We start from the raw sequence: 21,324 nt of genomic DNA, 5'->3' as shown, positions 1-21,324 counted from the left end.
TTCCCACTCATTCTTTCTCTACGAACTGCTTTACTTCTTCTTCCGAAAGATCCGTAACGTTTGCAATATCTTTTACGCTCATCCCTTTTTTCGCCATCGTTTGTACAAGACGCTTCATTCCTTGTTTTATTCCTTGCTCCACTCCTTCTTCTCTTCCCTTTTCTAACGCCTTTTGTTCATACGAAATAATTAATTCCATCACTTTGTCTTTTTCTTTCGTCTCCATTTCATTCACCTCGCTTCGTAGTCTTCGTTCTTCTTCATCGGATAATTTTACATATGTTTCAAAAAAGCCAAACAATAATCGTTGTTTCGCTTCATCTAATTCCAATCGGACAAGCATGCGTAAAAATTGTTTTTTCAGTTCTACTCGTTCACTTTCAGTATATCCCATTTTGCTTAGCAGTGCAGCGGCAATAGGGTTATCATTTCGAACGTAATTTCGCCAGTTTTGTTTGCGCAATTCGACAGTGAAGAAACGAAAGTCTAGCACGTGGCCAAAAGGAAATTGGAGGGTAAATGTCGATGGTTCGTCGCGGATCGTATCGTAGCTAAATACAGCAATAGGTACGATGGGTTTGCGGTACTTTTCAAACAAACGGCTAAAATAAATAAACATTCGTTCTGGAAATGATGGTTGAACGTAGCTTTGGTTTTCAATATGCACAATCACAAGCCCGTCTTCGCCTTTTAACTTCGTTTCGACAAGCAAATCAACACGGTACTTCTCCCCTGCCGTCACATCGGTAAACAGTTCCTCCGATAAAAACGAGACGTGGCGAAAATCGATATGCTCATGCATCGCTGGGAAAAAGAGAGCAATAAATTCCTCAAAAAACGTTTGGATCAACTGTTTAAACAGACGATCGTGGTCAATGGACATATAGTCACCTCGCATACAATCGTTTCGATGTTTTTATTCGACAACATCGACTATTTTCCTGCATGTGATGTTCACATCTCTTCAAAAAAGCCGTAAACCCATACGGATTTACGGCTTCTTTTACGCATTTAATGCGGCTTCTTCCTCATCGCGCAAGTTGTGCGCAAGGCGACCAGAGGCGCTTGCGGCAACGCTTGCGACTAAGTCGTCTAAAAACGTATGCACACCTTTGCCACGTTTCGTATCAAGCTGTTTAATGATTCCTACTTTATTTTTGTCCAGATGTCCAAACGTTGTCACTGCAATGCTACCGTATCCGAGCACCGCTCCTAATGCCAACGTTTCATCGACGCCAAACAGCCCTTCATCCGTTTCGACAATCGTTTGAAGCGGCTGTGACAACATGCCGTTTTCTGCAAGTTTATCAAGCTCAATCCCAACTAAAATCGCATGTTGTACTTCGCGTTTTTGTAACACTTTTTCTACGCTTTCAATACATTCTGCCATCGTTAAATTTTTATTGTACGGACTTTGCATTTCATATACAATCTCAGCAATCGCTGGAATCGTCACACCACGTTCTGTTAATAGTTGCAACGTTCTTTCATACACTTCTTGACTAGATACGCGCTTCATTCCTCATCCTCCTCTCGTTCTCTCATTATATCACGCAACGACAAAAAATGCAGAAATGTGGTACGATAAGAAAGAACAACGTCGAAAAAGGATGGGAGAACATGCAAGAGTTAACACTTCACAGCCAACATTTAGACGAGGAACTATCGTTACCTGTATATTGCTCTAAACCTGTCACGCCGCTTTATAAACATCTCGTCATCATCGCACAAGATGGACAAGATTATTTTATGTTCGGAAAAATCGCACGCGTCATCGATGAGCTTGGCATACGCGCTGTCGTCATCGGCGTGCCGTATCGCAACGTGTCAGATCGCTATGAGAAATATCATCCGAACGGAAAAAAACGGGAAGCATACATGCGCTTTCTTGCGAACGAACTGGCGCCGCTCGTTGATGAGCATTTTTCGACATATCAAATGGGTGCAACGCGCATTCTCGTTGGCGATTCGCTCGCAGGCACCGTTTCGCTTCTGACTGCGATGACATATCCACATACGTTTGGCAAAGTTGTCATGCAGTCGCCATATGTGAACGATGATGTGATGGCGCACGTGCAATCATTTACGGACTGGCATTTGCTTGCGCTTTATCATTCCGTCGGCAAACAAGAGACAGATGTGAAAACGACAGACGGGATGGTGCGCAACTTCATTGAACCGAATCGTGCACTTGCTCACGTTCTTCAAACAAAACAAGTTCGCTATCATTACCACGAGTTTGACGGCGACCATTCTTGGACATACTGGCAACCAAATTTGCCGATCGGATTAAAAAAAGTGATTGAAATGTAACAGTATTTTCCGAAAATTTGTTATAATATATAAGTATAATGACGAAAGGAGGAAGGTCGCATGAAATGTGGTATCGCGATTTTTCCATCAAAAAAAATTCAAGATTTTGCGAATTCGTATCGCAAACGGTACGACTCTCATTACGCCCTCATTCCGCCACATATTACGCTAAAATATGCGTTTGACGTGGAAGAAGACAAGCTCAATGAGCTCGTTCAACAACTTCGCGACGTCGCGCGCGAAACAGAACCGTTTCCGTTGCGCGTCACAAAATTTAGTTCGTTTTATCCGGTCAATAACGTCATTTATTTAAAAGTGGAAAAAACAGAGCCACTCGCTCAGCTGCATGAAAAATTGCATCGTCCGCCGTTTGTTGAACAAACAGACTATGCGTTCGTGCCGCATATTACGATCGCACGCGACTTGTCAAACGACGAATATTCGGACGTATTCGGCCGCTTCAAGATGCAGTCTGTCTACTTTGAAGAACAAGTCGACCGCTTCCATTTACTATATCAACTTGAAAACGGATCGTGGTCAGCATACGAAACATTTCATCTTGGAAAGGAATAACAACATGTACGTCAAACGAGGACAAGACGAAGCGCTTTGGCACGATGCCCTTTTTGTTCGCCGCGCCGTCTTTATTGACGAACAAGGGGTACCGGAAGAAGAAGAAATTGACGCATTCGAGCGTGAATCTGTTCATTTCGTCATATACGATGACGATCAACCGATTGCCGCAGGACGTTTTCGTATAATCGATGACGTCGGGAAAATCGAACGCATTTGCGTCCTTCCCGCATATCGCGGACGCGGCATCGGCAAACGGATCATGGAAGCGATCGAACAATATGCTTCACAACACGTCACAAAGGTGAAACTAAACGCCCAAACACATGCCGAACCGTTTTACAAACAGCTCGGCTACGAAACAGTATCCGACGTCTTTCTGGACGCGGGCATTCCACATGTGACGATGGTCAAAAACATGCGATCATAACGGTCGCATGTTTTTTTTTACACTCGACATACTAACAAAAGAAGCTACATACGAAAGGATATCGTTATGAACGAATTTGGACAAATTGCGGTCGAATTAGTTGTCGGTTATATCGCCTTATTTATTATGGCGAAAATACTTGGGCGAACACAAATTACGCAAATTACGCCGTTTGACTTTATTTCTGCCCTCGTTCTCGGGGAACTTGTCGGCAACGGTTTATACGATGCAAAAGTCGGACTCTCGAAAGTATTGTTTGCGATTGGACTATGGGGACTGCTCATTTACACGACGGAGATGATTACACAAAAGAAAAAAGAACTTCGTGAATTGTTAGAAGGAAAACCGGTCATTGTCATTTCGAAAGGAAAAATTTTGTATGAAGCGTTAAAACAAACGAAGCTCGATCTAAACCAACTGCAACATTTGCTTCGCGCCCGCAACGTCTTTTCCGTTCGCGAAGTGGAATACGCCATTTTAGAAACAGACGGCACAGTGAGCGTCATGAAAAAAGCCCCGTTCGAGCAGCCGACGCGGCAAGATCATCACATGTCTGCATCGGAAGCGACATTGCCTGTGACGGTCATTATCGACGGGGAAGTCATTTGGGACAATTTACAAGAGAACGGTTGGGACGAACAATGGTTAAAAAAACATATTCGCCACGCTGGTTTTGAAAACTATAACGATATTTTATACGCCGAATGGCAAGACGGAAAAGGGATGCACGTCCAAGCATATTAGCGTTTTTTCATGGAACGATCTTGAGGTCGTTTTTTCTTTTGTGCCGTTTGTTCTTTTTTGTCGTTTGTTGCTCGTTGGATGTTTGTCACGCGCGGAACATGAAGCGGGTTTGGACGAATCGGTGGGATGTGCATACAAATCGCCTCCTTTGTCTATTTATTCGCCACCCATAAAAAAACTCCTTTTCTCTTATTGTATGATTTGTTAACATAGACGTTGACGTTAGACGAAGGAGTTTGACCGATGAATAAAGCACGATATAACGGCAAGCTATTTGATATTCATACGTTAGCGCGAGAAAAATATGAGCTCGTGTATGAACAAAGTTTACGAAACAAATGGACGTGTCCGATGTGCGGTGGAGTCGTTCGCTTTCATTTAGCGATTGAACATGCCCCGCACTTTTATCATGTTTCTGACCCTTGCATTCGAGAAGAACGAAAACGAGCCAATATCATCGCCATTCAGCCAACCGAACCGTTTCAAGCGAAAGAAAAAAAACAAATGACCGTATGTGGCGTGTCGCTTGATGCCGAGCAGTATGAAGCCGTTCGCCGCATCGAAGGCCCCCTTCTTGTGCTTGCGGGGGCTGGCAGCGGAAAGACGCGCACGTTAACGACGCGCGCCGCTGCGATGATGGCAACTCATCACATCAAAGCGGCAAACATGATGATCGTCACCTTTACGACAAAAGCCGCAAAAGAACTGACGGAAAGACTTCATGCATACAACCTTGATGCGTTGCCGACTATCGGAACGTTTCATAGCTTATTTTATCGCATGCTACAACATGCCGATCCGTTTCGTTGGCGTCATGAGCGGCTCATTCGCGACTGGCAAAAAGAACGGATGATGAAAGAAATCGGTCGCGACATCGGCATCGATGAACGCGATTTTCCGTATGATGAAGCGATGCAGCGCATTTCGTATTGGAAAAATACGCTTACCTCGCTCGATCATATCGCCATTGAAAACGAATGGGACGAGCGCGTCGTACAGTTGTACGTGCAATATGAAGAAAAAAAACGGCAGCTCGATGTATTTGATTTTGATGATATGTTATATGCGTGCTATGACATGTTGCGAACAGATGAAAAACGATTGAAACAATATCACGAACGGTTTCATTATTTTCTCATCGATGAATTTCAAGACATTAACAACGTGCAATACGAAACGATGAAACTGCTCGCCTCACATACGCATCACATTTGCGCAGTTGGCGATGACGACCAAGCGATTTATGCGTTTCGCGGTTCAGATTCATCGTTTATTCACGAGTTTCAAAAAGATTTTCCAAATACAACAATTGTGAAGCTAACGGAAAACTATCGCTCGCCGCATCCGATCGTCTCGCTTGCTAATCGCATTATTTCGAAAAGTCGCACGCGCATTCCGAAACAAATGAACGCCCAAACAGATAGCGGACATATGCCGATCTGTTTTTTTCCGTACGATGAAGAAGAAGAAGCGACGATGATCGCATGCGACATCGTCGAACGGCTACAAGAAGGCGCAAAACCGAGCGATATTGCGATTTTATGCCGGACAAACGCTTCAGGACGCGCCGTCTTTGAACGGCTTTCACAACTTCGTTTACCTGTTACAACAGATGCGGACTCGTTTTACAATCGTCGCATCGTGCGCTACTTATTAAGCTTTTTTCAATTAAGCATCAATCCGAACGACGAACAGGCGCTTGCTGATGTCGTCACTGTATTGTTTTTAAAACAGACGGTCATCAACGATATCAAAGCGATCTCGATTTTACAAGACTGTTCGCTCGTCGAAGCGCTCGCCAAACTCGACGGCATTCCACCGTTTCAACAACAAAAATTGCGCGCGATCGCTCCGCTCTTTGCGAAAGTGAAAGAAATGAAACCGCTCGAAGCGATCGACTTCATCGAAAAAGACATGGGCTTTGGCGACTTTTTAAAAAAGCGCGGAAACGAAGGAAATGCGATCGAAAGAGGATCAGATGATGTGCGCGACATGAAAGTCGTCGCGCGAAAATTTAAGACGATTCAAGCGTTTCTTTCTCACGTCGAGCGCGTCAAAACGTATGCGAGCAAAACGTGCGACGACGGCATTCAACTCATGACGATTCATCGCTCGAAAGGGTTAGAGTTTCCAATCGTATATATTATTGGAGCAGTAGACGGACTGTTGCCGCACGATTATGCGCTTGAGGCGTATCGAAATGGGGATGTCGCTCCGCTTGAAGAAGAGCGCCGCCTTCTTTACGTTGCGATCACACGCGCAAAAGAGCGCCTCTTTATTTCCGTTCCGTCCATGCGCCGCTTAAAAAAAGCAAACACTTCCCGCTTGCTTTCTTTTCTCGAAATAAAAGCGAAAAGCCTCGTATAAGACTTTTCGCTTTTTCGTTATTTTTTATTTAACATGTTCGCAATCGTGTTAAAATCGATTTGTTTTCCGTTGTTGACGATCGATTGCACAATTTTATCTTCCAATTCTTTTGGCACGTTGCGATTCGCAATTTGTGCGACGCGTTTGACGATGCCGCGCACCGTTTTTTCGTCTTTAAAATTGGCGTTTTGTAATGAATTGGCGAGCGCAAAAATATCTTGCATATTCACGCCCGTTTTCTTTTCAATATTTTTAAAAAAGTGTTGATCCATCTTCCTCCGCCTCCTTCATTTTTCTTTTTCAGCATATGAAAAACAAAAAAAAACGTTCCAAAGGTGTGATCCTTTGGAACGCCTCTTCTTAGTGAACGAACGCTGCACCAACAATAATCAATAAGATGAACAACACAACGATTAACACGAATGTTGAACCGTATCCGCCGCCGTAGCCGTAACCACCGTAACCATATCCGCAATATCCGAAGCCCATGAGACTCCACCTCCTTCAACGTTTTCGCTTACATCATATGCACCGAATTTCATTTGGTATGGGCGCTTTAGCGAAAATGATGAAACATGCACTTTTTCGCAAAAAACGCCTCGGCATCGCTCATGTTCGCTTGAAACTGTTGAAATAGGGCATCATTTATTTTTTCTAATTTATTTAACGTCGCTTCCATGTCTTTTCCCCACGTTTCAAACGCCTTCATAAGCGCATCGTGCTTTTCATGTTTTGCTCGCGCATATGATTGCAGTTCTTTTTCGAATTTGTTCATCGCCTCTTCCCCCCTTTGCTTTTTCATACGTAAAAAACAGAAACGTGTGCTAAAATAAAAGACGAAATGAAAAGAAAGGACGTGTCATATGGAACGACTACAAAACGCACAACAATTTGAACAGGCGATCGCCTCAAGCACGCCGGTTGTCGTTAAATTTTTTACAACATGGTGCCCAGATTGCGTGCGCATGGATCAATTTATCGGCGAAGTGATCGCTAGTTATCCACAATTTACATGGTATGACATCAATCGCGACGATGTGCCAGACATCGCAGAAACGTACAACGTCATGGGCATTCCAAGCTTACTTGTATTCCAAAACGGGGAAAAAATCGCTCACTTACATAGCGCCAATGCCAAAACGCGCGAACAAGTCGAGGAGTTTCTTCAAACAATTAAAAGCTAACAAAGGATGTTAGTGTTATTTATTAAATACTAGAAATTTATATTAAACCCTGAATCCGTGACAGTTTCTTCTCATAAGTACAAAAAAATCCCATCATATCGAGGTTTTAGCTCATTTTTGCATATTCACCTATTGGGTGAAGTGCAATATTTGTTGATTTATTGAGCTCTCTCGGCAGTTTGCACGTGTTTTTATCACGGATTCAGCTTAAACTTCATTAATATACACTCGTGGTGCTAGTTGAGCACTAGCGTTCAACTAGCACAAATATTACAAGTGAATACACAAACAGGATGCCGTCTATTGTTACCTCACCTACCGCAATCGAATTGCCACGAATCTCTGTAATGAGATACTGATCAACGAGGACGGAAAACACCCCCTCGATTGCTTTACGTTTTTCTTCCCACATGCTTCGGATAGTTGTTTGAAAGATAGAGCCCAAAATGCAATTTGGTACGCTTCATGCAACTTTTTTGCAAATCGCTACTGATAATGAATACATTGAATCACAAAGTGCAACGCTCGGTAGCGACAGTTGTACTAAGAACGTTCAAGAAACGAGCCATTTGTGAACAATCTCCCCATAACAAAGCGATGCCATGCATGTTCGGATGTAAACCCGAGCAACTTTCCTAAAAGACGAATCGCGACAACCACGGCGTCTTCCTTTTTGACCAAATGACGATTACGGAGCTGCAGGTACTTCTGAATCGATGACGGTTGGTCAGACACAGAAAAGAAAATAGAAGTATATTGCCCTTAAATCTTGATCGATCTGTAGAAAAATGAGAATGCTCTTGCATGGGGTGTTCTCCTTCCAAATGTTTGTTGGCACTTTCATTCCACTAGCAAGAGCTATTTTTTACGATTGCTCCAGTTTATCCTGCACCACGAGTATAGTAAAATTATAAGTTAGTTACATCGGTTGACATGGAAGGGGAGAAAATATTATGTCTATTGAACAAACGATAGCTAATTTAGCGGAGACTTACGCATATAAACTTAATCAAAAAGTGCAAAAACGAGTGGAAGACATGAAAAATGATGATAAATCTCACTATCTGCTTTATCAAGTGTTAAAAGTCACAGTTCAGGAAGGTGAATTAATAGATATTTATCAAAATAAAGGGCGTTTTCTTTACAAATATGCTGGTTCATTTCTTGAAGAAGCTGCCCTTTTATGTTTCGAACACAAATTTGGAGAAAATGCTTTAAAAAAAGTTAAAATACCCAATACTATTGGGAAACGTCCCAAAACATTTGAAATTGACTGCTTAGTAAATAATAATGCCTATGAAATCAAATGGCGAGATGCAACAACAGATGGTGACCATATTACTAAGGAGCATACAAGAATCCAAGTTATTAAAAATGCTGGATTTGTTCCAATTCGTATTATGTTTTATTATCCGAACAGAGAACAGGCAATAAAAATCCAAAAAACGCTTGAAACATTGTATATGGGGGTAAATGGTTACTATTATTATGGTGATTCTGCTTGGCAATATATTGAAGATACTACTGATGTGAATTTAAAACAAATTCTCGAAAGGATAGCGGAAGATAACACAAAAAGAGGAGGCAAATGAAGTATGACCGTTTTGTTAGGAGATTGTTTAGAACAACTTAAGAATATTAAAGATGAAAGTGTTGACCTAATATATTTAGACCCTCCTTTTTTTACACAAAAGAAACAGAAATTGAAAACACGGGATAACTCTAAAGAATATTCATTTGATGATTGTTGGGATTCCATAAATGAGTATATTGATTATATTAAGCTACGTTTAATTGAATGTAGAAGGGTATTAAAACCGACTGGTTCAATATTTTTACATTGTGACAAAGCAGCATCACATTATTTAAGAGTTGCATTAGACGAAGTGTTTGGAATGGAGAACTTTCAAAGTGAAATAATATGGAGCTATAAAAGATGGTCTAATTCGAAAGTTGGATTATTAAATAATCATCAAAACATTTATTTTTATAGCAAAACAAAAAATTTTAAATTTAACACAATTTATACTGATTATTCACCGACCACAAACGTAGACCAGATACTCCAAGAAAGAGTCAGAAATGAAAATTTCAAAGTAGTATATAAAGTGAATGAAATCGGAAAAGTTGTGATTGGGAAAGAAAAGAAAGGCGTTCCTTTATCTGATGTTTGGAATATTCCGTTTTTAAATCCAAAAGCAAAAGAAAGAATTGGTTATCCTACTCAAAAACCTATTTTATTATTGGAACAAATAATCAAAATTGCTACTGACGAGGGAGATCTAGTTTTAGATCCTTTTTGCGGGAGTGGTACAACTTTAGTAGCTGCACAATTATTGAACAGAAGATATATAGGAATTGATATTTCTAAGGACGCAGTTGAACTTACTAAACAAAGGTTAGAAAATCCAATTAAAACGTCATCATTTTTACTTGAAAAAGGTGAAAAAGAATATATAACAAAAACTGAAAAAGAATTAGCCATTTTAAATAGCTTGGATGCCATTCCAGTTCAAAGAAATAGCGGAATTGACGGATTCTTGAAAGAATATTACCAAGGTAAACCGGTTCCTATTAAGATACAAAAAGAGAGTGAAACTTTTGAAGAAGCAAGGGACAAGCTGCTTAAAGCAAGCAAAAAGAGGGACTGTATTTTGAAAATATTGATAAAAACTAAACATGAGGAAAGTCTTTTTGATTTTATACGGAATGACGATTTAGAAGACAATTTCATTGTTATTGATAGCTATGATTTGGTTATAAATGAATGGATTAGGAAAAATAGTAAGGATAATGAATTGTTACTTCAGAATTAAATAAACCCGTGGTGCTAGTTGATCACTAGCGTTCAACTAGCACAAATATCACAAAAAGGATTTTATGAATGAAAGATCTATAAAATCCTTTACGAAATCAAAATCAATATCAATCCATCACGGATTTAGGAGGATAACCCTTAATTCTATAAAATTTACATTATTACCAAAAATCAACCCCAGCATATTTTTACATGCGAAGAAACGATGTTCAAATATCCCCCACACGAAAAAGCCACGTCCGTGCCGTGGCTTAAGTTAAAAACGGTTGTAGTTTTTGAATAAGTTGTTGCATTTGTTTCGCTTGTTGTTCATACATTTGTTTTGCTTTCGGATCGTTTGTTTGCAAGGCGAATAGTTCAAAGTCCGCTTCTGCTTTTTTCATCGATGCAAGCAATAGTTGTTTTTGTTGTGGCGCTGGTACTTGAATGCGGTCGTCATACAAATCGACAGTAAGCTGACCGTACGAATCGACTTGCGCTAAAAAAACGTTTTCGACAGCGACCCCCATTTGATCGAGCTGTTGCTTTAACCATCCGCGGTTTAGGCGGGCTGTCGCAAGCGGTTCGTCTAAAATTTTGCCGTCCATAATGACCGTTTGTGGCTCTTTTTCCTCTGGAACGTATGATTGTACGTCTCCAATCGTCAGCGGCTGTTTGTCACGCTTTAGCAAAATGCTTAAATCACCGTTTGCCTCAAGCGTCGCAAATTCCACATCGGCAACGCGAAACACATCTTTTTTCCGCAGTTGCTCAAGCAGTTCGTCGGCTGTATATTTTTCTTTTTTCAAATTGTCTTCTAAAATTTTTCCGTCTTTAATAAATACGGTCGAGTTGCCTTCGACGAAGTCGCGAAATTTTTTACTTCGCAACGAAATGATCGAAATAGCAACAGGGAAAAGCGACCAAATTAAAATGCTTGTGATTCCTTCAGTTAGTCGAATATCTAAATCCATCGACATCGATCCGGCGATATCCCCGATCGTAATGCCGACGATATATTCAAAAAACGACAATTTGGATAATTGCTTTTTTCCTAATAATTTTGTAATGACAAATAGACCGATTAAAATGCAAATCGAACGAATCGCCACTTCTAACCATGCTGGCATGTTTACATCCCCTTATATTGCGGCTCCTCGCGCTCAAGCGTCGCGATGCGTCCTTTTAATGCCGCAATCATTTGTTCCGTCTGTAACATCGCTTCATGAAACGTACGTTGCGCCTCCTCGTTCGTTGAAGTAAGCGCAAGCTCTTGCAACGTCGCATGAATCGCTTTCATATTCGCTAAACTTTGTTTCACTTGTGAACCAATCGTCATCTCCATCTATCCTTTCGGTTTAAATAATAATGCTCCGATAAAACCGAACACGATGGCGGCAGAAATGCCGGCGCTCGTCACTTCAAACATGCCCGTCAACACCCCAACGATGCCGTGCTTTTCCGCCTCTTGCATCGCCCCGTGTACGAGCGCATTCCCGAAACTTGTAATCGGAATCGTTGCCCCTGCACCTGCAAAATCAATAAGCGGCTCGTACAACCCAAATCCGTCTAAAATCGCTCCAGCAACAACGAGCGCGCTTAACGTATGGGCAGGCGTCAACTTGAACACATCAAACATCACTTGTCCAATCACGCAAATAAGCCCTCCGACGACAAACGCCCAAAAAAACATCGCCATCATCGATCATCGCCTCCATACTCAATCGCTACTGCATGCGCAATGCACGGAATCGTTTCCCCTTGTTGAAACGTGAGCGGTGATAAAAGCGCCCCTGTCGCAACGACAAGCATCCGTTTTATTTCTCCGCGCTTCATGCGATGTAACAAATGACCATACACAACCGTCGCAGAACACCCTGCCCCGCTTCCTCCCGACAACACCGGCTGCCCTTCTCGATAAATGAGTAATCCGCAATCTTGATACCGCTCTTCTTCAAGCTCCATCCCGTTTTTTCGCAACAAATCAAGGGAAACGGTGCGCCCGATTTTTCCTAAATCGCCTGTAACGATAAGGTCGTAATACGACGGATCGATTCCCATATCGCGAACGTGCGCCTCAATCGTATCGACCGCCGCTGGTGCCATCGCCCCACCCATATTAAACGGGTCGGTTAATCCCATGTCGACGACGCGCCCAATTGTTGCCGACGTAATGCGCGGCCCATCTCCTTCTTTTCCGACGAGCGCCACTCCTGCCCCTGTCACCGTCCATTGCGCCGTCGGCGGCTTTTGCCCACCGTATTCGGTCGGATAGCGAAACTGTTTTTCAACCGCAGCGTTATGGCTAGCGGCGCCCGTTAATATGTACTTCGCCCCACCGTAATTGACAATAAATGCACTTAAAGCGAGCGCTTCCATCGACGTCGAGCAGGCGCCAAATACGCCTAAATACGGAGTGCTGAGCGTGCGGGCCGCAAAGCTTGAAGGGGTCATTTGATTAATTAAATCTCCTGCAATAATAAACTGCACTTGTTCTTTTTCGATGCGCGCTTTTTTCATCGCTTGAAAAAACGCTTCTTCAAATAGCACTTTATGCGCTTTTTCATACGAATCTTCTCCAAGCCAAAGATCTTCATGCAACAAGTCAAAATCATCGGCAATCTTTCCGTTCGCTTCAAACGGTCCACCGACCGTTGCGGTAGCGACGATGACCGGACGGTTTTCAAACACCCATGTGCGATGCCCTTTCATCATCCGAGCCCACCCCATTTCACCGCAATCGTTTTAATGAGCGCCACGACAAATGCAGAAAACGTGCCGAACAAAATGACGGAACCGGCTAGTTTAAACATATTTCCCCCAACGCCAAGCACAAACCCTTCCGTCCGATGTTCAATGGCCGCTGAAATGACGGCGTTGCCAAATCCGGTGACAGGCACCGCGCTTCCTGCCCCTGCAAATTGCGCTAATCGGTCGTACACACCAAACCCGGTTAACAACATAGCGATAAATACCATCGTCGCCACCGTCGGATTGCCGACCGTTTTTTCCGTAAAGTCGAAAAAATACATGTAAAAATACGAAATGGCTTGTCCGATGGTACAAATCAAACCTCCGACAAGAAAGGCGCGCACACAGTTTTTCAACACCGGACGCTTCGTTTCACGCGCTTGTTCAAATTGATGATACTCTTGTTGGACGGGCGTTAAATTTTTTCGTTTTTCGTTCGCCATCCTCTCACCTCGCTACGTTTGTTCTTCACTTAATTTTTGAATGACTGTCATTTCTTTTTCGATTTCTTTTTCGCTTATGTTTTTCGTTTCGATTTTTTCTTTTAACGCTTTCGTTTTCCAAAAAATTTTTAAATCGTGCGATGCGATCACTTTTTCGCGAAACTGTTCATTGAGCGCTTTTCCTACCTCTTTTTCAATTTGTTTCATGCGAAAGCGATGCAAATGTTTCACTTGATACGCAACAAGCAGCCGTCCGTTCGCTTCGACGGCAACCGCATCTTTTACATCTTCCCTTTCTTTCAACATGTCAACCGCCCGTTTTGCCTGTTGTTGATCGCTTCGTTTCGCGCTTCCGTCATAGCTGACGTTTGTGATGTTTTCTTGTTGAAGCGATTGTTGTTGTTCTTTTTGTTCATGCGCACAACTCATAAGAAAAAACATACTCATAAGTACAAACCATTTTTTCATGGCGTTCACCTTTCTATTCATGTAACGAAAGGGCGTCCCGATCGGACACCCAAATGACTTATTGCTTATATTGTGGCTCTTCTTGTTCAATTTCTTGCACGCGCGGAGCAATTAAATCGACGATCGCTTGCGTTTGTTGCGCTGCTTGTTGATACAATTGTTTTGCCTTTTCATTTTCCGTTTGCAAGGCGAACGTTTCAAAACTTGCCTGCGCTGATTTCAATCCCGCTAATGTTTGCTTTACAGAGCTTGCGACAGTCATATGAAAACCTCCTTCGTTTTTTCATTACATAGCATGCGCTGATCCGACAAAGTTATACAAAAAAAATAGCCCCCGAAGGAGCTAACGTTTATCGCGAAATCCGTTCCCAAGCGACGGATTATTTAAAATACCTGCCATGACTAAAATGCTTAAAAACGCATTCCATAATTGCTCGTATTTCCCTAAATCTAAATCAATGCCAAACGTCTGTAATAAAAGCGGGATAAATGAACCGATCGCTAACCATAGCCCGTAATTTTTAAAACGCTCCATCTTTTTCCTCTCCCCGCTATTGTTTTAATTTCTTTCCGCATCCGCAACCGCCTGTTTTTTTCACAGGAGCAGGTGACGATGTGTATACTTTCGTTGTTTGTGTTCCACCGAGGACAATCGGTTTTTTCTTTTCCATAGCAAACCCTCCACACATGTAAGATACAATAGCATATGAAAAAGATGGAGCGAACGACTATGCGTTTTCCCTATTTCTTTTTTTGCGCAAATGAAAATGGCGTCGAAAGTGGCGGTTGCATCCCTTGTTTTAACGCTTGTTGGCGTTTGACGGTATGCATAAACCATGAATCCGTCCCTTGCCCGAATAGCTGTTTCGTTAATTGTTCTAGCTGTTTTTTTAGTTCCTCGTTTTCTTTTCTTAATCGTTTAATTTCTTCATAACGTTGTTCGCTTAACGCCGCCAATTCTTTTAACAACACGTTTTCTGCCCGCAATACGTCTATTTCTTGCATATCCCTCCTCCTTTCTACTACATAACAATTCGAAAACGTCGCGATTTATGACAAAAAAATTCCGCACATATCCCTGCACACTTACCTACCTTTCTCATACTATACAGTAGTCCCGATACATGCGACGGGAAAAACTGAAATAGGAGGAACGAGGCATGACGCATCATAAAGAGCGTAAAGAAAAAGTGTGTATTAAAACACGCAAAGTGTATGACTGGGTTACTCGTCAAGTCGATGTGCCGTTGCGTAGTTTTTCAAATGGGGATTTGGAAACGATCTTTCCTGAAAGCAAATGTCCACGCCAAGGGCAAACGGTTTGTGACTTTTTCGCGTCTAACGGCTTAAGCGCTGGCGACTTCTCGATTCGCTGCTTTTTAACAGACGATGAAGGAAACCGCATTGATCAAACGGTTGACAACAACGCGCTCATTTGCCAAGAAATTTTACAGCCAAACGGCCGTCAACCAGTGCACGTCACACTTCCATCCGGAGATACAGTCACATTGCAAAAAGTAAAAGCACTTGTGAAAGGTCACGTCGTCGTGCAAGTCGTTAATGCGAACGGCCACGTCGTTTGCGAGTCAAACCCAATTCCGTTTGCGACAGCACAAACATTTATTTTATGCGCACCAGAAGGAACGACGCTCGACTGCCACATTTCGTTTTTCGAATGTGACGCAAGCTTAATTTGCACTGACAACTTCTCACAGCTTGATGTATCGATTACATTATGCTTAGAAGTGCAAATGGAAGCAGACGTAAAAATCGAAGTCGAAGCACGCTTCTGCCAACCGCGCGAAGAAATTTTAGAAGCAACACTTTGCCCAACAGACAAATTCCCACCGCAATGCCCAGAAGTATTCCCAGCACATTAATGAATGAAAGGCTGTTGTCGTTCAGCAGCCTTTTTTTTATTGATGTTTCCTTTCATGGCTACATATATATGAAATAAAGAAAGGAGGTACATGATGAACAGCCAGCATATTCAACTCCAACAAAAAATTATTCATTACCGCTCGGAAGTGGCAAAATATAAACAGCTATTACAGCTTGTCGAAACAGAGTTAAAGCGCGAGCAATTACGCAATCAATATGTGCAAAAAAAACTGGAGCAACTCGACGAATATGAACAAACGATTGAACAGTTAAAACAACAACTTCTTTTTTACGAAGTGGCGCTTGAGGAAGAAAAACGGCGGAAAAAAGAAATCAAACAAGACGTCGTGCGCGCCTATGCTTATTTCACGTACGCTGTCATGATGCCAGAACAAAAAGAGGAAGATGCGACAATTATCGGTGATTTCGTCATCGAAAATAGCGGCAATACACCGCTTAACGATCCGATTATTTGCCTTCGTCTTCGCCCTCCCGATCACGCGCAACTAAGCGGAAAATTTTCATTCCGCCAAACGCAAGAAGAAGGCGGCTGGACGTTCGCGGTCGAACATTGGCGTGAAAAAATGAAAGAAGGAGAATATTGGTTAAAGCCCATCGCCGAAACAACCCTTTTACCGAACGAACAACTGCGCTTTCCGTCATTTGAATTGCGCATCATCCAAACCGTTGTCGTGGAAGCATTCGTCTATTTTCGCCAACTGAAACAAGGGGTATCATCTTCTAATTATATTGTTGTAAATAAATAAGCAGGCGTTCGCCCGCTTTTTTATTCGCTCCATTTTTGGACAACTGTTTCCATGAGCGCCGCTCCCCCTGCAATCGCTAATACCGATACGAGCGGCATAAAGATGCTTGGCGCATAAACCGTTCCGACATACAACCCAGCTGCGCACCATATCCCTGTACACCAATGGCAACTGAATAACTCCCCGATCCATTTTCTTATTCCTGTCCCTTTGATCACAATATACGTTTCCCCATCTTGTTCAAACTCGTCATGAAACGGCGCCCGCAAAAACGACGTAATCCGATCATATACAATTAACCGCGTCAAACGAAACGATGCAACACATAAAAGAAAAAAGTGAAAGACGTCCATCTTCTCTCCTCCTCCCCTTCACTTTATGCCTCATGTCGCAAAAAATGTACCCCTTTTTGTTGTTTCACATATAATGCAATGAGTGATCTAACGAAAAAGGATGTGAAACGATGTATAACATTTTTTTCAGCAAACATTTTTTAGCTAAACATCGTCATATGCAACAGTTGTGTGACGCGCTAGCTAATGTAAGCGAAGGAACAGAACTACATGTGCACACAAACAAAGAGACGTACTACAATGCTCACTTCGTCCAACTAGACGCCGCCACAAAAACATTGACCATCATCGTCGACCCATTTTACGAAAACGGTGGAAAACGCATGACGATCCACTGCCGTGACGTCGTTGCCGTGGAGTTGCCGACACAATCGCTCGTCGCCGCAACACAAGAACAAACGACGACAATCGGAATGACGAAAACAGACGACGAAGACGAATAAAGGAAGTGAAAAGATGAACGTTTGTATCATTGGTGCTGGCTATGTCGGATTAACGACGGCAGCTGTTCTCGCAAAACTTGGGCATACCGTTCATTGCGTAGATGAAAATGAACAAAAAATTGCCGCCTTAAAACGCGGAGACGTTCCCATTTATGAGCCGGGCTTAGCCGAGTTATTTACCGACCATCAAAGTCGGCTTTTTTTTCATCATAAACAAATACATGTAGAAGCAGATGTTATTTTTATTTGCGTCGGCACTCCCGCTAATTCGAAAGGAAAGCCAGACGTTTCATACGTCAACCGTGCCATCGCCGATCTCACCCCACACATAAACGAAAAACAAACACTTGTTATAAAAAGCACCGTCCCAATCGGAACGAACGAACGCATATACAACCATTTCAAAAACGAAGGAAAACATATCCACGTCGTATCAAACCCCGAGTTTTTACGCGAAGGGTCCGCCATTTTTGATTCCCTTTATCCGGATCGCATCGTCATCGGTTTACATCACGATGATGATCGCTCACTTTCCGTTATGCAAGCGTTATATGCGGGCATTCACGCGCCATATGTCGTGACGAGTTTAAGCGGCGCCGAAATGATTAAATATGCTGCTAACGCCTTCTTAGCAACAAAAATTTCATTTATAAACGAAATGGCCCGCCTTTGTGAAGCGTACGGCGTCGACGTTGTCGATGTCGCAAAAGGAATCGGACTTGACGGAAGAATCGGCCCGCACTTTTTACAAGCTGGCATCGGGTACGGTGGCTCTTGTTTTCCGAAAGACGTCGCCGCCCTACAACAAATGGCATATGAACAAAACGTGCGTCCGTACATGTTAGAAGCGACAAAAACGATTAACGATACCCAGCTCAACTGGTACGTACAAAAAATAAAGCGTACGCTCGGACATATGTCTAAAAAGCGGATTGCGGTGCTCGGCATTGCCTTTAAGCCAAATACAGATGACATTCGCGAATCGCCTGCCGTTTCACTCATTAAAAAACTGCATGCGCATGGGGCGAATGTCATCGCTCATGACCCGAAAGCTGTGCTACACAATGTCAATGTAAAGCAAGCAAATACGCTAGAAGAAGCGATCGCACAAGCAGATGCGCTCGTCGTGGCGACCGATTGGGATGAGTATAAACAATTAAACTGGGCATATGTGAAACAAATGATGAACGGAAACGTCATCATCGATGGACGAAATAGCTTGCCTCGTGAGGCGATCATGAACGCAGGACTAAACTATATAGGGGTGGGACGCGGATGAACATACTCGTCACAGGAGCAGCTGGATTTATCGGTTCGCACGTATGTGAAGCATTGTTGCCACATCATCACGTCATTGGCATCGATTGTTTGATCGGTCCGACGCCAAAAGCGATGAAACAAAAAACAGTAGAAACGTTAAACACGTATGACCATTTCACATGGATCGAAGGGGATTTGCTGTCGTTGCCGCTTGACGAGATCGTCCAACAAGTGGATGTCATTTATCATTTTGCCGGCATGCCGGGCGTGCGCACAAGCTGGGGCACATCGTTTGATTTATATACGACAAACAACATATTAGCGACGCAACGGTTGCTTGAAGCATGTAAACAACATCGGCCAAAACAGTTCATTTATACGTCAACGTCATCTGTATACGGTGAAACGAACGGGCGCGTGCATGAAAACACACCTCCTGCCCCTCTGTCACCATACGGCATGACGAAGCTTGCGGGAGAACATTTATGCCGCATATACGAATCCGCATTTCATGTACCGATCACCATTTTGCGCTATTTTACCGTGTACGGTCCACGGCAACGGCCCGATATGGCGTTTCATCGTTTTATTCGGCAAATGTTGTTTGACGAGCCGATCACGATTTTCGGAGACGGCACACAAACGCGCGACTTTACGTACATTTCCGATTGCGTCAACGGCACGCTCGCTGTTCTCGGCAATGAAAAAGCGATTGGCGAAACGTTCAACATCGGCGGAAAAGAGCGCGCATCCGTCAACGACGTCATCGCGATGCTTGAAACGTTGATCGGAAAACAAGCAAAAAAACAATATGTGAATCAAGCGATCGGCGAGCCGAAACATACATGGGCGGACATTTCGAAAGCAGAAAACATGCTTGCCTACGCCCCGAACGTGTCGTTACAAGAAGGATTGCGTCGTGAAGTCGAATATATTCGTTCGCTTTATGGGAGGTCGTAATGCGCATCGCATGGATTTGTACTGAAAAATTGCCGTCTCCAGCAATAAAAGGGGGAGCCATTCAACTCATGATTGATGGCATCGCCCCGTTTTTTGCCGAAACTCATTCGCTCACCATTTTTTCCATTACCGACCCATCGCTTCCGATGTACGAAATACGCGATGGCATTGAATACGTACGTGTACCAAAAGAACGATACGAACAACATATTGCAAATGAATTAAAAAAACGAACATTTCATGTCATTCACGTCTTTAACCGTCCCGCAAACGTGCTGTTTTACAAACAAGCCGCGCCAAACAGCCGCTTCGTCACCAGTTTGCATAACGATATGTTTTCACCGATGAAAATGACGCCAGACGTTGCAAAACAAGTCATCGCGGAAGTGGACGCCATCACAACCGTCAGTGAATATATGAAGCGCACCGTCACAACACGATACGATGTCCCGAACGATCGTATTCAAGTCGTCTACTCCGGTGTCGATGCAACGCGCTACATGCCGCCATGGACAGACGAAGGAAAACAACTGCGCACCAATATGCGCCAACGGTTTTTTGTTGAAAAAGACGACGTTATTTTATTTATCGGGCGGTTAAGCAAAACAAAAGGGGTACACGTGTTAATTGAAAGCATGAATCACGTATTAGCTGAACATCGAAACGCAAAGCTCGTCATCGTCGGTGGGAAATGGTTTAGCGACAATCGGGCAAACGATTACGTACGCTTTCTTCATCAATTGGCGAAACCTTACAACGACCGCATTCAATTTACAAACTACATCCCGTCTGAACATATTCCACACATATTCACGATGGGCGATGTGTTCGTTTGCAGTTCGCAATGGCACGAGCCGCTCGCCCGCGTGCATTACGAAGCGATGGCGGCAGGCATGCCAATCATTACGACAAACCGCGGCGGAAATGGCGAAGTGATCGAACATAACAAAAACGGGCTTGTCATTGACGACTATGCGTCACCAAAAGCATTCGCCCATGCGATCAGCGAATTGCTAGGGAATAAAGAAAAAGCGCTCGCACTTGCTTACGAAGGACGAAAACGAGCGGAAACGATGTTTTCCTTCGCAAACACAGCCGAGCAGCTGGAACGTGTGTATATTAAGATTTGCCAATAAGCGATACCGATACGATATGTTCGAGCGGGATCGTGATCGTTTTTTCTTCATCGCTTACGATAAAGACGACTTTTTTCTTATCGCACGTTTGAACAATGCCTTCATACGTGCGATTTTTCGTTTTCAATTCACACGTCACCGGTCGAAGTTCATTCGGAAGCGTCGCTAAAAATTCAATGCGCTCAGCCGTATTCATATCACGAAAATTCGCAAATGACGGCGGCGGATACGACGGCTTTTCTTTTCTCGTTCGAAACGTCTGTTGCATATAACACGTTTTCGGTCCTAAATTCGGCTGAACAATATACAACAACGGCGCATTTTCCACACGTTTTTTCATTCCCACACCCCTCCTTTTTACGAAGGTATTGTCAAAAGTTTTAAAGACATACCCTAAGTTTTTATTGATTTTATGCGGTTTTCGACAAAAAAAGCTTGCCACCCCTGCTGTTTT

Annotated in this window: 31 protein-coding genes and 1 pseudogene; 14 read left to right on the top strand and 18 right to left on the bottom strand. The window is 43.1% G+C overall.

Annotated features, from left to right (window positions below):
* Window positions 1–7 precede the first annotated feature (7 nt).
* Both EKC99_RS08690 and EKC99_RS08685 read right to left on the bottom strand, forming a co-directional pair.
* Window positions 8–883, bottom strand: coding sequence for an Rpn family recombination-promoting nuclease/putative transposase (locus EKC99_RS08690; RefSeq protein WP_163151457.1), 876 nt, complete (start codon window positions 881–883; stop codon window positions 8–10).
* Between the two features lie 120 nt (window positions 884–1,003).
* Window positions 1,004–1,519: a phosphatidylglycerophosphatase A family protein gene (locus tag EKC99_RS08685; protein WP_009362761.1), complete on the bottom strand. Its 516-nt coding sequence runs from the start codon at window positions 1,517–1,519 to the stop codon at window positions 1,004–1,006.
* Window positions 1,520–1,620: 101 nt separating this feature from the next.
* Here EKC99_RS08685 and EKC99_RS08680 point away from each other — a divergent pair, with 101 nt between their 5' ends.
* The 4 genes from EKC99_RS08680 to EKC99_RS08665 all read left to right on the top strand — a co-directional run bounded on the left by EKC99_RS08680 (window position 1,621) and on the right by EKC99_RS08665 (window position 4,060).
* Window positions 1,621–2,313 (top strand): alpha/beta hydrolase, encoded by a 693-nt coding sequence (locus EKC99_RS08680; protein ID WP_163151455.1) that lies wholly within the window; start codon window positions 1,621–1,623, stop codon window positions 2,311–2,313.
* Window positions 2,314–2,373: 60 nt separating this feature from the next.
* Entirely contained in the window at window positions 2,374–2,886 is a 513-nt protein-coding gene (locus EKC99_RS08675) for a YjcG family protein (protein ID WP_009362134.1), read from the top strand.
* A 4-nt stretch (window positions 2,887–2,890) separates the two neighbouring features.
* Window positions 2,891–3,316 (top strand): GNAT family N-acetyltransferase, encoded by a 426-nt coding sequence (locus EKC99_RS08670; RefSeq protein ID WP_163151453.1) that lies wholly within the window; start codon window positions 2,891–2,893, stop codon window positions 3,314–3,316.
* 66 nt (window positions 3,317–3,382) lie between these two features.
* Window positions 3,383–4,060 (top strand): DUF421 domain-containing protein, encoded by a 678-nt coding sequence (locus EKC99_RS08665; protein ID WP_009362136.1) that lies wholly within the window; start codon window positions 3,383–3,385, stop codon window positions 4,058–4,060.
* Here the strand turns inward: EKC99_RS08665 and EKC99_RS08660 are convergent.
* Window positions 4,057–4,194 carry a hypothetical protein gene (locus EKC99_RS08660; RefSeq protein ID WP_163151451.1) on the bottom strand — a complete coding sequence of 46 codons (138 nt, stop codon included), beginning with the start codon at window positions 4,192–4,194 and terminating at the stop codon, window positions 4,057–4,059. The two genes, EKC99_RS08665 and EKC99_RS08660, sit on opposite strands and share 4 nt — an antisense overlap.
* A 109-nt stretch (window positions 4,195–4,303) precedes the next feature.
* Here EKC99_RS08660 and EKC99_RS08655 point away from each other — a divergent pair, with 109 nt between their 5' ends.
* Window positions 4,304–6,427, top strand: coding sequence for an ATP-dependent helicase (locus EKC99_RS08655; RefSeq protein ID WP_163151449.1), 2,124 nt, complete (start codon window positions 4,304–4,306; stop codon window positions 6,425–6,427).
* A 17-nt stretch (window positions 6,428–6,444) separates the two neighbouring features.
* Here the strand turns inward: EKC99_RS08655 and spoVIF are convergent, their stop codons facing one another.
* The 3 genes from spoVIF to EKC99_RS08640 form a co-directional block, all read right to left on the bottom strand.
* On the bottom strand, window positions 6,445–6,699 hold the full coding sequence (spoVIF, locus tag EKC99_RS08650; RefSeq protein WP_009362139.1) for a sporulation-specific transcription regulator SpoVIF: 255 nt from the start codon (window positions 6,697–6,699) through the stop codon (window positions 6,445–6,447).
* Between the two features lie 88 nt (window positions 6,700–6,787).
* A complete protein-coding gene (locus EKC99_RS08645; RefSeq protein ID WP_009362140.1) occupies window positions 6,788–6,916 on the bottom strand; it encodes a YjcZ family sporulation protein in 129 nt (42 codons plus the stop codon).
* A 67-nt stretch (window positions 6,917–6,983) separates the two neighbouring features.
* Window positions 6,984–7,202 carry a hypothetical protein gene (locus EKC99_RS08640; RefSeq protein ID WP_163151447.1) on the bottom strand — a complete coding sequence of 73 codons (219 nt, stop codon included), beginning with the start codon at window positions 7,200–7,202 and terminating at the stop codon, window positions 6,984–6,986.
* A gap of 88 nt (window positions 7,203–7,290) precedes the next feature.
* Between EKC99_RS08640 and EKC99_RS08635 the strand changes: the two genes are divergently transcribed.
* The gene (locus tag EKC99_RS08635; protein WP_163151445.1) at window positions 7,291–7,611 is read left to right on the top strand and encodes a thioredoxin family protein; all 321 of its coding nucleotides are present in this window, start codon (window positions 7,291–7,293) and stop codon (window positions 7,609–7,611) included.
* Between the two features lie 247 nt (window positions 7,612–7,858).
* Here EKC99_RS08635 and EKC99_RS08630 read toward each other — a convergent pair.
* Window positions 7,859–8,417 (bottom strand): annotated as a pseudogene (locus EKC99_RS08630) (transposase family protein).
* Between the two features lie 147 nt (window positions 8,418–8,564).
* On the opposite strand from EKC99_RS08630, the gene EKC99_RS08625 reads away from it, so the two are divergent.
* Together EKC99_RS08625 and EKC99_RS08620 are read left to right on the top strand one after the other, a co-directional pair.
* Window positions 8,565–9,203, top strand: a complete 639-nt coding sequence (locus EKC99_RS08625) for an ApaLI family restriction endonuclease (protein WP_163151443.1) — start codon at window positions 8,565–8,567, stop codon at window positions 9,201–9,203.
* Between the two features lie 3 nt (window positions 9,204–9,206).
* On the top strand, window positions 9,207–10,427 hold the full coding sequence (locus EKC99_RS08620) for a DNA-methyltransferase (protein WP_163151441.1): 1,221 nt from the start codon (window positions 9,207–9,209) through the stop codon (window positions 10,425–10,427).
* Window positions 10,428–10,680: 253 nt separating this feature from the next.
* Here EKC99_RS08620 and EKC99_RS08615 read toward each other — a convergent pair whose 3' ends face one another.
* The 9 genes from EKC99_RS08615 to EKC99_RS08575 form a co-directional block, all read right to left on the bottom strand.
* Complete coding sequence (locus EKC99_RS08615) at window positions 10,681–11,538, bottom strand: DUF421 domain-containing protein (protein WP_136260473.1); 858 nt, start codon at window positions 11,536–11,538, stop codon at window positions 10,681–10,683.
* Between the two features lie 2 nt (window positions 11,539–11,540).
* Window positions 11,541–11,747 (bottom strand): DUF1657 domain-containing protein, encoded by a 207-nt coding sequence (locus tag EKC99_RS08610; RefSeq protein WP_163151439.1) that lies wholly within the window; start codon window positions 11,745–11,747, stop codon window positions 11,541–11,543.
* 6 nt (window positions 11,748–11,753) lie between these two features.
* The gene (gene spoVAE, locus EKC99_RS08605) at window positions 11,754–12,110 is read right to left on the bottom strand and encodes a stage V sporulation protein AE (RefSeq protein ID WP_012575626.1); all 357 of its coding nucleotides are present in this window, start codon (window positions 12,108–12,110) and stop codon (window positions 11,754–11,756) included.
* Window positions 12,107–13,123, bottom strand: a complete 1,017-nt coding sequence (gene spoVAD / locus EKC99_RS08600; protein WP_041638727.1) for a stage V sporulation protein AD — start codon at window positions 13,121–13,123, stop codon at window positions 12,107–12,109. Before spoVAD ends, spoVAE begins: the two co-directional genes overlap by 4 nt.
* Complete coding sequence (gene spoVAC, locus EKC99_RS08595) at window positions 13,120–13,602, bottom strand: stage V sporulation protein AC (protein WP_163151437.1); 483 nt, start codon at window positions 13,600–13,602, stop codon at window positions 13,120–13,122. Before spoVAC ends, spoVAD begins: the two co-directional genes overlap by 4 nt.
* Window positions 13,603–13,614: 12 nt before the next feature.
* Complete coding sequence (locus EKC99_RS08590; protein WP_163151435.1) at window positions 13,615–14,070, bottom strand: YhcN/YlaJ family sporulation lipoprotein; 456 nt, start codon at window positions 14,068–14,070, stop codon at window positions 13,615–13,617.
* 58 nt (window positions 14,071–14,128) lie between these two features.
* The gene (locus tag EKC99_RS08585; protein WP_042534447.1) at window positions 14,129–14,332 is read right to left on the bottom strand and encodes a DUF1657 domain-containing protein; all 204 of its coding nucleotides are present in this window, start codon (window positions 14,330–14,332) and stop codon (window positions 14,129–14,131) included.
* An 81-nt stretch (window positions 14,333–14,413) separates the two neighbouring features.
* Window positions 14,414–14,605, bottom strand: coding sequence for a phage holin family protein (locus EKC99_RS08580; RefSeq protein ID WP_009362151.1), 192 nt, complete (start codon window positions 14,603–14,605; stop codon window positions 14,414–14,416).
* Between the two features lie 206 nt (window positions 14,606–14,811).
* Window positions 14,812–15,075 (bottom strand): spore coat protein regulator protein YlbO, encoded by a 264-nt coding sequence (locus EKC99_RS08575; RefSeq protein ID WP_075039710.1) that lies wholly within the window; start codon window positions 15,073–15,075, stop codon window positions 14,812–14,814.
* A gap of 155 nt (window positions 15,076–15,230) precedes the next feature.
* On the opposite strand from EKC99_RS08575, the gene EKC99_RS08570 reads away from it, so the two are divergent.
* Window positions 15,231–15,950, top strand: a complete 720-nt coding sequence (locus EKC99_RS08570) for a BMQ_0737 family morphogenetic spore coat protein (RefSeq protein WP_075039709.1) — start codon at window positions 15,231–15,233, stop codon at window positions 15,948–15,950.
* A 90-nt stretch (window positions 15,951–16,040) separates the two neighbouring features.
* Window positions 16,041–16,718: a hypothetical protein gene (locus tag EKC99_RS08565; protein ID WP_240468832.1), complete on the top strand. Its 678-nt coding sequence runs from the start codon at window positions 16,041–16,043 to the stop codon at window positions 16,716–16,718.
* Between the two features lie 20 nt (window positions 16,719–16,738).
* Here EKC99_RS08565 and EKC99_RS08560 read toward each other — a convergent pair whose 3' ends face one another.
* On the bottom strand, window positions 16,739–17,071 hold the full coding sequence (locus tag EKC99_RS08560; protein WP_075039707.1) for a DUF1360 domain-containing protein: 333 nt from the start codon (window positions 17,069–17,071) through the stop codon (window positions 16,739–16,741).
* A 110-nt stretch (window positions 17,072–17,181) separates the two neighbouring features.
* Between EKC99_RS08560 and EKC99_RS08555 the strand changes: the two genes are divergently transcribed.
* The 4 genes from EKC99_RS08555 to EKC99_RS08540 are packed head-to-tail and all read left to right on the top strand — an operon-like array spanning window position 17,182 to window position 20,870.
* A complete protein-coding gene (locus EKC99_RS08555) occupies window positions 17,182–17,514 on the top strand; it encodes a hypothetical protein (RefSeq protein ID WP_075039706.1) in 333 nt (110 codons plus the stop codon).
* A 13-nt stretch (window positions 17,515–17,527) separates the two neighbouring features.
* Window positions 17,528–18,793: a UDP-glucose dehydrogenase family protein gene (locus tag EKC99_RS08550; protein WP_075039705.1), complete on the top strand. Its 1,266-nt coding sequence runs from the start codon at window positions 17,528–17,530 to the stop codon at window positions 18,791–18,793.
* Window positions 18,790–19,734, top strand: coding sequence for an NAD-dependent epimerase/dehydratase family protein (locus tag EKC99_RS08545; RefSeq protein WP_075039704.1), 945 nt, complete (start codon window positions 18,790–18,792; stop codon window positions 19,732–19,734). The genes EKC99_RS08550 and EKC99_RS08545 overlap by 4 nt, the downstream gene beginning before the upstream one ends.
* A complete protein-coding gene (locus EKC99_RS08540) occupies window positions 19,734–20,870 on the top strand; it encodes a glycosyltransferase family 4 protein (protein ID WP_163151433.1) in 1,137 nt (378 codons plus the stop codon). The genes EKC99_RS08545 and EKC99_RS08540 overlap by 1 nt, the downstream gene beginning before the upstream one ends.
* Here the strand turns inward: EKC99_RS08540 and EKC99_RS08535 are convergent.
* Entirely contained in the window at window positions 20,854–21,210 is a 357-nt protein-coding gene (locus EKC99_RS08535; RefSeq protein ID WP_009362161.1) for a CotO family spore coat protein, read from the bottom strand. The genes EKC99_RS08540 and EKC99_RS08535 overlap by 17 nt on opposite strands.
* Window positions 21,211–21,324 lie beyond the last annotated feature (114 nt).

Origin of the sequence: Anoxybacillus sp. MB8, assembly GCF_011006755.1 — a bacterium.
Classification (GTDB): Bacteria; Bacillota; Bacilli; order Bacillales; family Anoxybacillaceae; genus Anoxybacillus; species Anoxybacillus gonensis.
Note: the sequence above shows the minus strand (reverse complement) of the source record. Positions and strands in the feature narration are given on the sequence as shown.